This window comes from Treponema sp. J25 (genome assembly GCF_004343725.1).
GTDB lineage: Bacteria > Spirochaetota > Spirochaetia > Treponematales > Breznakiellaceae > J25.
The window spans coordinates 128,309-142,904 of the sequence record NZ_PTQW01000003.1 but is presented as its reverse complement, the minus strand read 5'-3'; the positions used below and the strand labels follow the sequence as shown (position 1 = coordinate 142,904).

Genomic DNA, 14,596 nt, shown 5'->3' with positions numbered 1-14,596 from the left:
GGTGTTACTCAAGCTCCTCTACCACAATCTGATCATTGGTATAAATACAAATAGAACCGGCGATGCGCAAACTCTTTTCGGCGATTTCCCGGGCCGAGAGATTGCTTCCATCCAGATAGGCCAGGGCCGCCGCATAGGCGTAGGGCCCCCCCGAACCGATGGCCAGAGCTGCCTCGGCAGGCTCAATCACATCGCCCGTACCCGAGATAAGCAGGGTCTTCTGTTTATCCGCCACGAGGAGCATCGCCTCAAGGCGCCGGAGGGCCCGATCGGTACGCCAGTCCTTAGCCAGTTCCACCGCAGCCCTGGCCAGATCCCCCGAATACTCCTTAAGCTTTACCTCAAAACGTTCAAAGAGGGTAAAAGCATCGGCGGTGGCCCCCGCAAAACCACAGAGGACCTTCCCATCAAGAAGGCGTCGCACCTTACGGGCATTGGGTTTCATGACCGTTTCACCCACCGTGACCTGTCCATCGCCGGCCATGGCTACCTTACCGTCCCGGCGAACCGCCAATATCGTCGTACTTCGAATCTTCATAGTCATTTCCTCGTTCGCTGCCCATGGGGATGGGCACTAAAATACACCTTCTTTAGGTGTTCTATATTCACATGGGTGTACCGTTGGGTGGTAGAAAGACTCGCATGGCCCAACAGTTCTTGTACCAGCCGAACGTCACACCCGGAGTTTACCAGATGGGTGGCAAAGCTATGCCGCAGCGCATGGGGATGGATGTGTTTCTGAATCCCCGAACGGCGGGCATATTGATCGATGATCCAGCGGATGCCCGGTATAGAAAGTCCCCGCCCCTTGCTGCTAATGAACAGGGCCTGGATCCGGGTATCCGGTGGAATACGACTGGCCCGAAGGGGAAGATAGGCCATAAGGGCTTCCCGAGCCTCGTCGGAGAGGAAAAATTGCCGTTCCCGGTTTCCCTTCCCTATCACATGACCTCCCCGAAGGTCCGGGTCCAGGTCTTGCACACAGAGGGAAGCCAGTTCGGAAATACGTAATCCCCCCGAATACATCACCAGGATCAGGGCCTTATCCCGTTCTGGCCAGAGGATTCCCGCCCGTTCAGGGGTCCGGACAAACTGGGCCATCTCGGCTTCCCATAAAAACGAAGGGAGTTGTTTCGGTGCCCGGAGGTTTCGAATCGTAGCACAGGGGTTATCCTGCCGCCATCCGTGCCGCACCACATAGCGAAAATAGCCCCGGAGAGAAGAGAGGGCCCTGTTGATACTGACCGCCGCCGCCCCCTCCGCACTGAGGGTTCCCACAAAATCCTGAATTTCCCGGCTCTCCACTTGCTCTACCGCCTTTCCGATAACAGTACAATACTGAATAAAACGGATAAGGTCCTGCCGATAAGCTTCTATAGTCCGGGGAGAAACGTTCCGCACCGAAGCAAGATACGAAAGGTATGCTTCCACACTCGAGGGAAGATCCTGGAGCGGTGTTCCGTTGCGATCCCTTTGCACATCCCCTTCCTGCGGCGTGCCCGACCTAACTACCACCGTGTGCTGAGAATCGGGAATGGGGGGGGCTCTTTTTTGTTCCGCATAGGCGGAGACTCTTTTACTGTTCTGCTGCATGGGCCTCTTCCTCGGCAGTATGGAGATAATCACAGGCGGGATTAATACACACCTTTATGGAACCGTTTTTCTTGTCGTATTTTTCCACCAAAAATTGGCCACACTTAGGACAATTGATAGGCAGCGGTTTATAGTACGTAATAAAATCACAGGCAGGGAACCGGGTACAGCCATAGAATTCTTTTCCCCGCCGGCCCTTTGATTTTCGAGCCACAATATCCCCATCACAGCCGGGCCGGGGACATTTTGCCAGGGGAATTGAGCGGGTATTCTTACATTCGGGGAATCCTGAGCAGGCAAGGAAATACCCAAAACGCCCCAGTTTTTTTACCATGGGTTTTCCACAGACTTCACAGACATATTCGGTGGGTTCATCAAGGGAGCCTTTAAAAGAGGCAAGGTTTTGCTGGACCTCCTCCACTTTTTTGGAAAAGGGCCCATAGAACTCCCGAATCATGTCGGGCCAGTGGATGCGATTTTCCTCTACCATATCAAGTTTACTCTCCATGGTAGCGGTAAAATCCACATCCACCACATCGGGGAAATATTCCACGAGCATATCATTAATCATCCGCCCCAGGGGGGTTGGAACAAGCTGTTTATTCACCCGGGTTACATAGTACCGTTCCAACAAAACCGAAATAATCGGCGCATAGGTGGAAGGGCGGCCTATGCCTTTTTCTTCCAGGGCCTTCACGATAGAGGCGTCAGTATAGCGGCTCGGACCCTGGGTAAAGTGCTGTTCCGGCTTTAACCGTACTACCTCTACTTCCTCTCCCACCTGCAGGTCCGGGACTGTGGGTTCCCGGTCTTCCTTTGGCGCAAGGATATTCAATACCCGGTAAAAGCCTTTTTCTATCAATTTGGAACCCGAAACCCGGAACACCCCATCTCCTATCTGAATATCCACGCTGACGGCCTTAGACCGGGCCGCCTTCATCTGGCTAGACACAAAGCGTTCCCAGATAAGGCTATATAGGCGCCATTCATCCCGGCTTAAATAGTCCTTCACTTCCTCAGGGGTATAGCGAACATAGGTAGGCCGGATGGCCTCATGGGCATCCTGGGCCTTTGATTCTACCGTATAGAATTGGGGGCTCTCCGGAACTTCCCGGGGATAGTGTTCCGAAAGCCAGGAACGCACATCCGTAAGGGCGGTCTGGGAAATCCGCACCGAGTCGGTTCGCATGTAGGTGATAAGCCCCACCCGACCATCCTTTACATTGACCCCCTCATACAAACGCTGGGCAAGTTGCATGGTCTTCTTGCTTGTAAAACCCAAACGGTTGGCCGCGGTTTGCTGAAGGGTACTTGTGGTAAAGGGTGGACGGGGCCGAATCGTCTTTTCCGATTCTTTTACCTCGATAACCTGGCCTGTTTTTCCCTTAAGTTCCGCCATTAGTTCTTCTACGGCCTTCTCGTTTGGCAGGTCTACCTTTTCCCCCTTCCAGGAAACAAGCTCCGCCAGAAGATGGCTCTTACCCTTCTTCAGTTCCGCCGAGAGGGACCAGTACTCGGTAGGGATAAAGGACTCAACCTCCCGCTCCCGTTCACAGATAAGCCTGAGGGCTACCGATTGGACCCGGCCGGCAGAAAGGCCATTCTTTACCTTTTTCCACAGGAGGGGGGAAAGGTTATATCCCACAAGGCGGTCCAGGACTCGACGGGCCTTCTGGGCATTTACCTTAGCCTCATCGATATCCGCCGGGGCTTCTACGGATTGTTTAATGGCCACCGGCGTAATTTCATTAAAAACAATCCGTTTTATGGGAACCTCTGGCGCCTTTGGTTCGATGGCTTTCCGCAGATGATAGGCAATGGCTTCTCCCTCCCGGTCATTATCACTGGCGAGGAACACCTGATCCGCTTTTTTCGCCTCCCCCTGTAATTCCTTGAGTATCTTTGCCCGCCCCCGGACGGTGATATACTCAGGCTCAAAATTGTGGTCCACATCAATGGCAAGGCGACTCTTGGGCAAATCGATGAGGTGCCCCATGGAAGCCCGGACCACGTAGTGGGTCCCCAGATATTTTTCGATCGTCTTGGCCTTTGCGGGGGATTCCACAATGACGAGGGTCTTTTTCCGCTCTGTTTTTTCTGTCTTCTTTTGTTTTACTTTTGTTTTTTCTACCATCTCTTGTTCCTTTCGCTCCACGGAGATTTACGGCACCATCTGCCAATCATGAAGCACATCCTCCGCTGTGTGTATCCAGGGGGCCCCCTGCTCGACCAGTTGACAGGCCCCTTTTCCACGGGGGCTTTCCTTATTTATGGAAGAAACCCACACATCCCGCCCCATGTCAAGCCCAAACTGGGCAGTAATAAGGGCCCCCGAATGTTCAGGGGCTTCAGAAATGACGATGGTGCGGGAAAGTCCCGCAATAATTCGATTCCGGGCCGGGAAATGCCATTTATAGGGGGGAACCCCCGGCGCATACTCACTGATAAGGGTTCCTCCCTCATGGACAATCCGCTCTGCCAGGGGACGGTTACTCACGGGGTAGACCCCATCAAGGCCCGACCCAAGCACCGCCAGGGTAATACCCTTACCATCCAGGGCCCCGCGATGGGCCATGGCATCGATCCCCCGGGCAAGCCCCGAAACGACAGCGAGCCCGGCGGAGGCAAATTCCCGCCCTAACCGATAGGCATCCTTTCGCCCTGCAGGGGTTGGCTCCCGGGTTCCTACAATGGCCACACAGGGTCTCTCCACATCCAGCAAGCTTCCCCGCATATACAAAAGCAGGGGCGGATCGGAGATCTCCCGGAGCAGCGGGGGATATGCAGGATCTCCATACAAAACCCAGCGAATTCCCCGCCGGAGGGCCCGCTCCAGATCCTGATTTCCCCTGTGGATCCAGTCTGCCATATTCCACGAAGGGACTGCCAGAGGACGCCCCACTAAGGACTCCACATCCCTTTGTCCGACCCGCTCCCAGTCCAGGTCTTCTTTCTGTACCTGCTGATACAACCGTATCCGTTCCCATGGCCGAAGCGACGGAATATGCAGTAGGGTTGCCGCCAGTAGTGCATCCTTATTCATTCAGCAGGTCCTGTACAATTTTTTTGTTTTCCTCTGCCTGACGTCTTTTTTCTGCCACCTTCGTTATCGAAAGAATGCGATCGTACAGGTCTAAGGCCTTCCGGTATTGCCCCGTTTCATAATACGCCCGGGCAAGAACAAAATGGGCATCCACATCCTTTTTTTGTTGTTCCAGAAGAATTTCTAGATGGGGAATGGCCCGTTCGGGGGCATTCAGTTCAAAAACATAGAGCACCCCGAGGGCATAGCGACTCCGATGATATGCTGGATCTATCTCCAGGGCCCGCAGGTGAGCCTGTTCAGCCTGGGAAAAGAACGCACTTCGTTCTTTTCCTGTGGTCGACTTTGCCATGATAGCCGCCGAAAGTCCCTTCATATACTGCAGACTGGGGTCCTCAGGATAGAAACGAATCGCCCGTTCCAGGGCGTCCAGGGCTTCCCCATACATCTTTTTATCCATAAGACGAACCGCAAGAATTTTCCAGTAGATTCCCAGCTGGGCGGCGTCTTTTACATAGCGTTCAATTCGACCTTCGTAGGTGGCAATCGCCTTCTGGAGTTCTTCAACACTTTGAGGGGGTCTACCCGCGGGCCCCATCTCCGCAATCCGGGTCGCAAAGGCACCCCAGGAGGAATATCGCTGGTAAAACCAGAATATCAGCCCCCCTGCTACCAGTATCCCCAGAAAAATCCCCAGCCGGCGGGGAGTAGTAGGTTGTTTCATTCTTCGTACCCCCTCAGATTCGGTAGATGGCGCCGATGCTGTTCCCGTAAGAGGCTGTTATCCACATGGGTATAGATCTGGGTAGTACTCAAATCGGCATGGCCCAACAATTCTTGCACAGACCGGAGATCCGCCCCTCCCCACAAGAGTTCAGTGGCAAAACTATGTCGCAGGGTGTGGAGCTTACTTCCCACCCCCAGCGAACGGGCATACGCCGCATACCGTTTCCAGATTCCCTTACGGGAAAGTCGTTTACCCAGACGATTCAAGAAAAGGCTCCGGGATATCCTTGAGCCCACCAGAACCGGACGGGCTTCCTTCAGGTAGCGCTTTAACCAGTAAGCAGCCTCATCGCCAAAAGGAACAAGCCGTTCTTTAGAACCCTTACCGTACACCCGAAGCACCGATTCAGAAAGGTACACATCTTCCATATTAAGGCGAACCGCCTCAGACACTCGTAAGCCACAGGAATAGAGGAGTTCAAAAAGGGCCCGATCCCGGATACCCCCCGGGGTATCCAGAGGGATAGCATTGAAGAGGCCCTCTACCTGTTCCCGTGGCAATACCCGGGGAATGCGGTAGCGAGGGCGGGGGTGTTCTAAGAGGTCCGCCGGACTATCAGACCGCAGGCCCCTATCCACCAAAAAACGGAAAAAAGAACGGAGCGCCGAGATAGCCTTTGCAATGGAAGGACCATCAAGGCCATCCTCCCTTCGCCGTTTTTCCAGGTAACCCGCCAGATCCTGCCCGTTTACCTGTTCCAATGGAAGCCCCTGGGCTTCCAGCCACTCCACAAGACGCCGGTTTTCAAGCACGTAGGTTTCCACCGTTCGAGGAGACAGGCGATCCACCGCCACAAGGCGACCCTGGTATTGGATGAGAATCTGGCGGCCCTCTTCCACCTCAGGCCTCCTTTTTTCGAGGTCCCAGGCGATCTTCCCCTGAATATTTTTGATCCCGGATCACCGTGGGGATTTCCAGGTCATCTTCCCGGTAGTTCCGATTGAGCAAGAACTGGAGATTTCCACTTTTTCGTTCCGTGTAGGTTTTCCATTCCTCAAAGCGAATGAAGTCGGTATCCTCCTGTCGAGCCTTTTCCCCTTTGGGGCTTTCCCGACTGGACATTCGTCCATCCTGCGAAAAGCCGGTGGCAATAACCGTCACCATGAGTCGATCGCTAAAAGAAGGATCCACACAGGTTCCCGCGATAATCTGGGCATCCTCGTCCGCACTGGCGGTAATGATGTTCACAATTTCTTCGTATTCGGTGAGGGTCAGATCTTCCCCTCCCCGGACATTGATAAGGATCCGCTGGGCCCCTTCGATGCGGCAGTCATCCAGAAGGGGATTGTTAATGGCATTCGTCGCCGCATCAACCGCCCGATTATCCCCCCGACCTTCTCCAATGCCCATGAGGGCATCGCCCTGGCCTTCCATGGTGCTTTTTACATCCGCAAAATCGATATTGATAATTCCCGGCACCGTAATAAGGTCTGAAATACCCTGCACTCCCTGTCGGAGTACATCATCAGCCAGGAGAAAGGCCTGCTGGATGGGGGTTCGGCGATCCACAATTTTAAGGAGATGCTGATTGGGGATGATGATAAGGGTGTCTACCGCATCCCGCATCTTGGCTATCCCTTCTTCAGCAAGCTTCATTTTATAGCGGCCTTCAAATTCAAAGGGTTTGGTAACAACCCCTACCGTGAGGGCCCCCAGTTCCCGGGCAATCCGGGCAACCACCGGAGCGGCTCCCGTGCCTGTCCCGCCACCCATACCGGCGGTGACAAACACCATGTGGGCCCCTTTGAGGGCATTGGCGATCATATCCTTATCTTCAAGGGCCGCCTGTTCCCCAATCTCGGGTTTTCCCCCCGCCCCAAGCCCCTGGGTAAGACGGGCCCCGATGGGAAGCTTGATAGGGGCGTTTGATAAATTGAGCACCTGTTGATCCGTATTGGCCGCGATAAACTGCACATTCTGAACTCCACAGGCAATCATCCGGTCTACCGCATTGGAACCTCCGCCTCCACAGCCAATAACCTTGATAATCGTCTGGCTTGGTCCGTAGGTTCGCTCTTCTACCACTTCTATATCCATATTCCCCCCCCAACACAGGCATCCACCGTAGCACCCCTTCAAAGGAAAGCACCACGGGGCTCCTTTTATCATTCTATAGTAAAGGGCTTAAGGAAAAATCTTTGTCCTTTTCCCTTTGGCTCCTTCCTCAGGACCAGTTGCTATCCCCCTTTCTTCTTCTCCCTTTTTAAAAAAATTCACGCCGCACCCAGTCTATGACCCGCGAAATCCAGGACGGCTGGCTCCGCTCTTTCCCCCGGCCTTCACTGAGGACTTCCACCTTCTGTTGACGCAGCCGATCATACCCTTCCATGACAAGTCCCACCGCCGTAGCGTAGAGGGGATTCCGGTATTCTTCCACAAGTCCCCCTACCGCCAGGGGAAACCCAATCCGTACCGGTAGGTTAAACAATTCGCTCGCCAATTCCGGGAGCCCCGCCAACAAAGCCCCCCCACCGGTAAGCACCACTCCTCCGCCGAGCGGACGGGACAACTGGAGCTTATCCAGCTTTTCCTTTACCAGCATAAGAAGTTCCCGCATCCGGGGTTCTATGATCTTTTCCAGGTGAGAGCGAGGAATTGGCATTGGTGGCCTGCCCCCTACCCCTGGCACGATAATTTCTTCATCGTATTCAAAGAGTCCCGGCCAGCAACAGCCGGCCTCTATTTTGATACGCTCCGCCGTTTCGTAGGGAATACTTTTTACAATGGAAATATCACTGGTTACCTGGGAGCCCCCCACGGGAATAGTGGCGGTATAATAGGGCGCCCCCTCCGCATATACCAGGAGATCCGTGGTTCCGCCCCCTAAATCCACCAGGGCAACCCCCAGTTCCTTTTCTTCTTGGGTAAGGGTAGCCCGTCCTGCCGCAAGAGATTGAAGGACCAGGTCTTCAACCTTAAATCCTGCCCGGTTTACACATTTTATGAGGTTCTGGGCACTGGTGACAGAACAGGTAATAATGTGTACTTCCGCTTCAAGGCGAACACCAATCATATCCAGGGGATTCCGGATCCCCCGTTGGTCATCCACAATATAAGATTGAGGAATAACGTGGAGAATCTGGCGATCCATGGGAATGACCACCGCCCGGGCCGCCTCGATAACCCGCTCTATATCTTGATTCGTAATTTCCCGGGTCTCTCGATTCTTTCCTGTAACGGCTACCACCCCGCGAGAGTTCAGCCCTTCAATATGGGAACCGCCAATACCGGTCCAACAGGCATGAACCTCCCGCCCACTCATCATTTCCGCCGCCTCAATAGCCGCGGCCACAGAGCGAAGGGTCGCCTCAATATTTACCACTACCCCCTTACGCAGACCAGTAGAAGGGGCAGTGCCGACTCCTGTAATTTCGAGCAAGCCCTGTTCATTGAGTTCACCTATTACCGCACAGACCTTGGTAGTACCAATATCAAGGCCCACAATTACATCATCAGTTGCCAGAGGATGCCTCCTTTTCTCGGAATGACACCGTACCGGACCGAAAATCTACCTCCGATACCTGAACGCCCTTTTGGGTTAACACATCAAGAACTAATATCATATACCGAAGGGTTTCCTCATTCAACTGGAGATTGGTCAAAACGCGAATGGGGTAATGGAGGGGATAGAGCACGAGTTCATAGTTTCCATAGGCCTTTTGCAGGATACGGATTTCTGAAAGGCACTGAAACAACTGAGGGTTAGACCTCTGAATTACCTCAAGACGCGCCAGGAATGGTACCAGGGCAGAGGGTAAACGGCTCCCCACGGGATTTTCCCCCCTAAATTCTATTCCAGAAAGGACCGGTAGATTAAACACCGTAGTTTCTGGGTGTTGTACCGATGTCTTTATTTTATAGATAACCCCTTCGCGATCCACGTAGGCAGGACAAATTTTATTTTCCACAGAAAGCAAGAGAATTGCCACCGCGTGACGGGGCACAATAGTAATGACAAGACTTGAGGGGAACTGTTTCTGGACAGTTACCGATTCCACCTCAGGGATTCTTTCCAGAGCCTGAATCGTGGCCGGTACCGAAAGACTGAAATAAGAAGAGCTCTTCGTAATACCTGCCATCGCAAGGAGCTGTTCCCGACTATAGCCTTCAAGAGGGCTCATCTGAATCGATTGGAAGGGTTGGAGTGGTAAAAACACTCCATACCAGAGGATTTCAATGGTCAGCACTATGATAAAGAAAAAGGCAACTTTTTGGAAAAGCCCTTCTCCAATAAAGGAATGAGATTCTTCTCTTTCAATTTTTTCAAACACAAGAGAACTATCAGACATAGGCACCCTTCCTCATCATTCTATAGCGAGAAACATTTACCAGGATTCCACAGGAACCTAGCGTCACAAAAAGAGAAGAGCCCCCGGCGGAGAAAAAAGGCAGGGGGACCCCAGTTGCCGGAATAGTAGCGGATACCACCGCCACATTCAAAATAATCTGGGTTACCAGGGTCGTGGTAATTCCCAGGGCAAGAAGCCGCGAAAAAGGATTCATTCCATCGAAGGCTATCTGAGAAGCCCGAACCAGGAATATCAGAACCAAAATGAAAAAGAGTGCTACTCCTACGAGCCCTGTATCGCGGGCAAAGGATGCAAAAATAAAATCCGAATGAATCTCGGGGACATGTATTGGATCCCGCATACTTGCCCCCAATCCTTTCCCAAAGATACCGCCGGATCGGATAGTTGCCAGGGACGAGCGGATCTGGAAACTCGCACCGAGGGGGTCCCACTCGGGTTGTAAAAAGGACATCACCCGTTGGAGTCGATACTCTTTGGTAATCACCATAAAGACCGCAACCGGTGCGACAATGACCGCCAGCCCCAAAAAATGTCGCAGACGAATTCCCCCTAAGAAAAGAAGAAGGAGCCCATTCAAAACAATAAAAGAGGCGGTAGAAAAATTATTCTGGAGATAAATTATTACAAAAAACAGGGAAAGAATAATCAGAGGAGGAAGGAGAACACTGAAAACATCGTCAAGGCGATCCTGTTTCTTATCCAGAATATGGGCCAGGTATAGGGGAATCACCAGTTTTACCAGTTCCGAAGGCTGGAATCCAACAGGTCCCAGGCGAATCCAGCGGGCCGCTCCATTCTTTACTACCCCGATACCGGGAATAAAAGGAAGCACACACAAAATGAACGAGAAGATAACCAGAGGTTTTACCCATTGTCGGATAATCTCAAGATTCAGCAAGGAAAGAAGGACGAAAAACACCAGCCCCGCCCCAGCAAACAACAGTTGTCGGTGAATAAAATAGTAACCATCCTTGTAAAAATATTCACCCGCTCCATAGGATGCCCCATAGAGGGTTACCAATCCCACACCGAGGAATATAATAATGGTGCTTACTAATAGAGGGTCCACTCCCTGTTTTTTTCTTGTCCATTCCATGCTGAGATCCACTTTTTCCCTCCTATTGGATCTTAAGCGTAGAAAGAGCTATTAATGCAAAAAGGCCACCGATAATCCAGAATCGGATAACCACCTTTGTTTCGGCCCACCCTGATAGTTCAAAATGATGATGAAGCGGCGCCATTTTAAAAATCCGCTTTTTTGTTAATTTATACGACAGCACCTGGAGCACCACCGACATACCTTCCAGCAAAAAGACCCCCCCAATAATCAGGACAAGCACCTCTTTTTTTACCATGAGGGAAATAGTGGCAATTACTCCTCCCAGGGAAAGGCTTCCCACATCTCCCATAAAGACTTCCGCGGGGTGACTATTAAACCACAGGAAACCCACACTGGCACCGATCATGGCAAGGCAAAAGATCATAAGTTCCCCTGAGCCCGCAAAGTAGGGAATGCCAAGGTATGCCGAATAATCGGCCCGGCCCGAAAGGTAGGTTATCACCGCCAGGGCAATGAACACCATGATTACAAGACCAATTGCAAGCCCATCAAGACCATCGGTCAGGTTTACCGCATTGGATTCCCACACCACAAGAAGAACCGCCAGGGGTATCCACAAATACCCCAGGTCTAATACTGGATTTTTAAAGAATGGAAGATACAGGTAGGTAATTCGTTCATCCCCATAATTATACAGGCTCATGACGATAGCGATGGCTACCGCAAACTGGCCCACGAGTTTTGCCCAGGCAGGAAGCCCCGCGGAATTCTTTCGGGTTACCTTAAGATAATCATCCACAAACCCAATAGCCCCAAAACCCACTAAGGCAGAAAAGGCGACCCACACATAAAAATTATTCCAATCCTGCCACAGAAAAACCGAAACCGCCACGGAGAGGATCATCATAACTCCGCCCATGGTGGGGGTCCCCCCCTTCTGGAGATGCGTCTGGGGTCCATCAGATCGAATTGCCTGACCTACCTTGAGTTTCCGAAGGGCTTCAATGATTCGAGGCCCAAACAAGAAGGCTATAAAAAGGGCCGTAATAGCACTATAGGCGCCCCGGAAGGTAATGTAGCGGAGCACATTCAGGGGAGTAAAATACTTTACCAGGGGATATATAAACTTATAAAACATTTTTTTCTCCTGTTAGGATTTCAGTTAACCGTTCAAGGGCCATACCCCGGGATCCTTTAAGAAGAACCAGGTCTCCTTCTTCCACCGATCGCCGCACCTTTTCTTGTAGCTCATCAAAAGAAGTGGTATACCCTACCGCCGCAGAACCTTTTGTGGCAGCCACAATAGGTTCCATGATGGCCGTTTCTTCTCCAAAAAGGAAAATCCGGTCTGCCTTTGACTTGGCCAAAACATGAGCTATCTGTCGATGAGCTTCTTCGCTTTTTTCACCTAATTCAAGCATGGATCCAATTACATATACTCGCTTTCCCTTCCATTCTAAAGAATCACAAAATCCTACAGCCTGCTCCATAGATTCGGGATTGGCATTGTAACAATCCCGCAGAATCGTGACCGGCCCCTTAATAATTTCGCCACGGCCAAAGAGGGGACGCACCTGCGCTATACCCTGTCGGATTCCCTCGGCGCTAATCCCTACTTCCTGGGCAATGGCCGCCGCCCCCAACGCATTGAGGACATTATGGGTCCCCGGCAGAGGCAGGATTACCGGAACACCATCCCACACAATACGGGTACCTTCAATCCCCAGGGGGGTAACTTCCCCCAGGGAAACCATGGAACGATAGCCAAAACTCCGAATCCTTCCCCGAACTCCTTCTTTAAGAAACGCCGCAAAGGGATCCGACTCTGGGATTATCGCTACCTCTCTCCCCGTAAATTGGGAAAATATTTCTTTTTTTTCTCGGGCAATAGCTTCCTGACTCCCGAGCTTCCCAATATGGGCGGTGCCAATATTCGTAATCAGGGCGATGTGGGGCCGCAGCACCCGGGCAAGCTCAGTAATTTCCCCCACCCTATTCATCCCCAACTCAAAAACACCTACCTGATGTTCTGGACGAATAGAGAAAACCGAGAGGGGAAGTCCCGTTTCAGAATTCAGGTTTCCCTCATTCATGACCACTACTTTTTCACTCCTAATCATGGCTGCGGCTATTTCCTTGGTGGTCGTCTTGCCAGAAGAACCGGTAATACCTACACGAATCAAATGGGGGAAGCGATCCACATACCACCGGGCGAGATCCTGCAGGGCCCGCAGTGTATCGGGAACCACCATCACATTTTTTCCGGCCCCCCGTGCGGCCGCCACAATGGTCGCTCCATACTGCTCCATCCGATTTTCTTGGACCAGGGCAAAGACCGCCCCCTGCTGAAAAGCCTTTTCTACGTAGGCATGCCCATCCGTCACCGTTCCTGGCAGGGCCACAAAGAGGGCTCCCTCAGTAACATTACGGGAATCTATGGTTACCGAACTAATACCTTGCTGGGGATTAACCGCTTCCGGAAGTATTTTCCCGGAAAGGGCTTCCATCACGGACCGAATACTCATGAGAGGAGATTCAGCTATCATGATTCCTCCCCCGGGCAATACTCAGCTGGATAATATCCGCTGCCCGTTTTTTTTCTAATCCCAGATCCTCCCGGGCAATCCGTTCTATTCGTTCTGTGGCAGAAAGAACCGCTATGGCTGCCACATAGCGCTTATTTTCGTCGATCAATTCCTGTTGTCGCTTAACAAGGATGTTCACCTCCCGCACTATTCTTTCATACCGATTAGCCTGCCAGACCTGCACAAAAAATAGTAGGGGAATACTTAAGGACCACAGATATAACAGAAGCCGTTTCTTCATACCGCCACATCCTCATCTGCCAGTTTTTCTACAACCCGGAATTTCGCGCTCCGAGAAGGGGGATTATACTGTATTTCCCGTTCGCCAGGAACAATAGGTTTTCGCGTCACCAGAGAAAGAAGTCGTTTCCCCCTACATGTACATATCGGCGCCTCTGCAGGACAGATGCAGTCCTTGTTTTTTTCGCGAAAAAAATTTTTCACTATTCGATCTTCCAGGGAATGAAAGGTAATCACCCCCATCCGTCCGCCTTTGTTTAACACTCGAAAGGCCCGTTCCAAAAGCAGTTCCAGCCGAGACAGTTCACCATTTACTTCGATCCGGAGGGCCTGGAACGTCTTTGTGGCCGGGTGTATGGCTCCATAGCGATACGACGGAGGAACGGCCCGGGCAACAATATCAGCCAGTACCAGGGTAGATTGAATGGGTGCCCGCCTTCTCTCCTGGACGATGGCGCGAGCAATAGGACGGGAAAACCGTTCTTCCGAATTGCGATAGATAAGATTTGCGAGGTCCCCTTCTGAAAGAGTATTCACCAGATCCGCCGCCCGGACGGAGTTCGTCGGATCCAGTCGCATATCAAGGGGCTCATCTTTACGGAAACTAAAACCTCCCCCGCTCTTTTCATAGTGAAACACACTGATACCCAGATCGATTAAGATACGATCGGGGCGAGCAAAAGAGGGGGGATAGGAAGCAAAAAAATCATGGGACCAGCCATGATACAACTGGATCCGTCCCTCAAAAGGAAGAAGCCGTTCCCTGGCTCGCGCTAAAATACGTTCATCCACTTCTACCCCTATTACCTGTAACAAGGGAAAACGAGATAAGAAGGCCACACTGTGTCCCCCTTCTCCTAACGTGGCGTCCACCAGAAGGGCTTCTCTGGCGGGAGGAGCGAGATATTCCAACGTTTCTTCCAGGAGCACGGGAATATGCGTATAGAGATCCCCCGGTTCTACCCTTTCCTCCACACC

14 protein-coding genes are annotated in these 14,596 nt (G+C 52.0%); all 14 read right to left on the bottom strand.

The annotated features are described in order from the left end of the window. Positions 1 to 4 precede the first annotated feature (4 nt). The 14 genes from hslV to rsmH all read right to left on the bottom strand — a co-directional run bounded on the left by hslV (position 5) and on the right by rsmH (position 14,593). On the bottom strand, positions 5 to 544 hold the full coding sequence (gene hslV, locus C5O22_RS00740; protein ID WP_132779159.1) for an ATP-dependent protease subunit HslV: 540 nt from the start codon (positions 542 to 544) through the stop codon (positions 5 to 7). Continuing rightward, a complete protein-coding gene (locus tag C5O22_RS00735) occupies positions 541 to 1,593 on the bottom strand; it encodes a tyrosine-type recombinase/integrase (RefSeq protein WP_132779156.1) in 1,053 nt (350 codons plus the stop codon). The genes hslV and C5O22_RS00735 overlap by 4 nt, the downstream gene beginning before the upstream one ends. Beyond that, positions 1,577 to 3,727, bottom strand: a complete 2,151-nt coding sequence (gene topA / locus C5O22_RS00730) for a type I DNA topoisomerase (RefSeq protein WP_132779153.1) — start codon at positions 3,725 to 3,727, stop codon at positions 1,577 to 1,579. The genes C5O22_RS00735 and topA overlap by 17 nt, the downstream gene beginning before the upstream one ends. A gap of 27 nt (positions 3,728 to 3,754) precedes the next feature. After that, entirely contained in the window at positions 3,755 to 4,636 is an 882-nt protein-coding gene (dprA, locus tag C5O22_RS00725; protein ID WP_132779150.1) for a DNA-processing protein DprA, read from the bottom strand. Continuing rightward, positions 4,629 to 5,360, bottom strand: coding sequence for a tetratricopeptide repeat protein (locus C5O22_RS00720; RefSeq protein ID WP_132779147.1), 732 nt, complete (start codon positions 5,358 to 5,360; stop codon positions 4,629 to 4,631). The genes dprA and C5O22_RS00720 overlap by 8 nt, the downstream gene beginning before the upstream one ends. Next, positions 5,357 to 6,262 carry a site-specific tyrosine recombinase gene (locus C5O22_RS00715; RefSeq protein ID WP_132779144.1) on the bottom strand — a complete coding sequence of 302 codons (906 nt, stop codon included), beginning with the start codon at positions 6,260 to 6,262 and terminating at the stop codon, positions 5,357 to 5,359. Before C5O22_RS00715 ends, C5O22_RS00720 begins: the two co-directional genes overlap by 4 nt. A 1-nt stretch (position 6,263) precedes the next feature. Further along, entirely contained in the window at positions 6,264 to 7,460 is a 1,197-nt protein-coding gene (gene ftsZ, locus C5O22_RS00710) for a cell division protein FtsZ (protein WP_132779142.1), read from the bottom strand. A 166-nt stretch (positions 7,461 to 7,626) separates the two neighbouring features. Then, positions 7,627 to 8,886: a cell division protein FtsA gene (ftsA, locus tag C5O22_RS00705; protein WP_132779139.1), complete on the bottom strand. Its 1,260-nt coding sequence runs from the start codon at positions 8,884 to 8,886 to the stop codon at positions 7,627 to 7,629. Then, positions 8,876 to 9,712: a cell division protein FtsQ/DivIB gene (locus C5O22_RS00700; RefSeq protein WP_132779137.1), complete on the bottom strand. Its 837-nt coding sequence runs from the start codon at positions 9,710 to 9,712 to the stop codon at positions 8,876 to 8,878. Before C5O22_RS00700 ends, ftsA begins: the two co-directional genes overlap by 11 nt. Then, positions 9,705 to 10,841 (bottom strand): FtsW/RodA/SpoVE family cell cycle protein, encoded by a 1,137-nt coding sequence (locus tag C5O22_RS00695; RefSeq protein ID WP_243692831.1) that lies wholly within the window; start codon positions 10,839 to 10,841, stop codon positions 9,705 to 9,707. Before C5O22_RS00695 ends, C5O22_RS00700 begins: the two co-directional genes overlap by 8 nt. A gap of 10 nt (positions 10,842 to 10,851) precedes the next feature. Next, a complete protein-coding gene (mraY, locus tag C5O22_RS00690) occupies positions 10,852 to 11,931 on the bottom strand; it encodes a phospho-N-acetylmuramoyl-pentapeptide-transferase (RefSeq protein WP_132779135.1) in 1,080 nt (359 codons plus the stop codon). Continuing rightward, positions 11,921 to 13,339, bottom strand: a complete 1,419-nt coding sequence (locus C5O22_RS00685; protein ID WP_243692830.1) for a UDP-N-acetylmuramoyl-tripeptide--D-alanyl-D-alanine ligase — start codon at positions 13,337 to 13,339, stop codon at positions 11,921 to 11,923. The genes mraY and C5O22_RS00685 overlap by 11 nt, the downstream gene beginning before the upstream one ends. Beyond that, positions 13,329 to 13,619, bottom strand: a complete 291-nt coding sequence (locus tag C5O22_RS00680; RefSeq protein WP_132779133.1) for a septum formation initiator family protein — start codon at positions 13,617 to 13,619, stop codon at positions 13,329 to 13,331. Before C5O22_RS00680 ends, C5O22_RS00685 begins: the two co-directional genes overlap by 11 nt. Next, positions 13,616 to 14,593 (bottom strand): 16S rRNA (cytosine(1402)-N(4))-methyltransferase RsmH, encoded by a 978-nt coding sequence (gene rsmH, locus C5O22_RS00675; protein WP_132779131.1) that lies wholly within the window; start codon positions 14,591 to 14,593, stop codon positions 13,616 to 13,618. Before rsmH ends, C5O22_RS00680 begins: the two co-directional genes overlap by 4 nt. Positions 14,594 to 14,596 lie beyond the last annotated feature (3 nt).

What these genes read in the sequence shown, in the direction of transcription:
- mraY (WP_132779135.1), bottom strand. Translation starts at nt 11,931, where the DNA reads ATGTTTTATAAGTTTATATATCCCCTGGTAAAGTATTTTACTCCCCTG.
- C5O22_RS00735 (WP_132779156.1), bottom strand. Translation starts at nt 1,593, where the DNA reads ATGCAGCAGAACAGTAAAAGAGTCTCCGCCTATGCGGAACAAAAAAGA.
- C5O22_RS00700 (WP_132779137.1), bottom strand. Translation starts at nt 9,712, where the DNA reads ATGTCTGATAGTTCTCTTGTGTTTGAAAAAATTGAAAGAGAAGAATCT.
- C5O22_RS00720 (WP_132779147.1), bottom strand. Translation starts at nt 5,360, where the DNA reads ATGAAACAACCTACTACTCCCCGCCGGCTGGGGATTTTTCTGGGGATA.
- C5O22_RS00680 (WP_132779133.1), bottom strand. Translation starts at nt 13,619, where the DNA reads ATGAAGAAACGGCTTCTGTTATATCTGTGGTCCTTAAGTATTCCCCTA.
- C5O22_RS00685 (WP_243692830.1), bottom strand. Translation starts at nt 13,339, where the DNA reads ATGATAGCTGAATCTCCTCTCATGAGTATTCGGTCCGTGATGGAAGCC.
- hslV (WP_132779159.1), bottom strand. Translation starts at nt 544, where the DNA reads ATGACTATGAAGATTCGAAGTACGACGATATTGGCGGTTCGCCGGGAC.
- topA (WP_132779153.1), bottom strand. Translation starts at nt 3,727, where the DNA reads ATGGTAGAAAAAACAAAAGTAAAACAAAAGAAGACAGAAAAAACAGAG.
- ftsZ (WP_132779142.1), bottom strand. Translation starts at nt 7,460, where the DNA reads ATGGATATAGAAGTGGTAGAAGAGCGAACCTACGGACCAAGCCAGACG.
- dprA (WP_132779150.1), bottom strand. Translation starts at nt 4,636, where the DNA reads ATGAATAAGGATGCACTACTGGCGGCAACCCTACTGCATATTCCGTCG.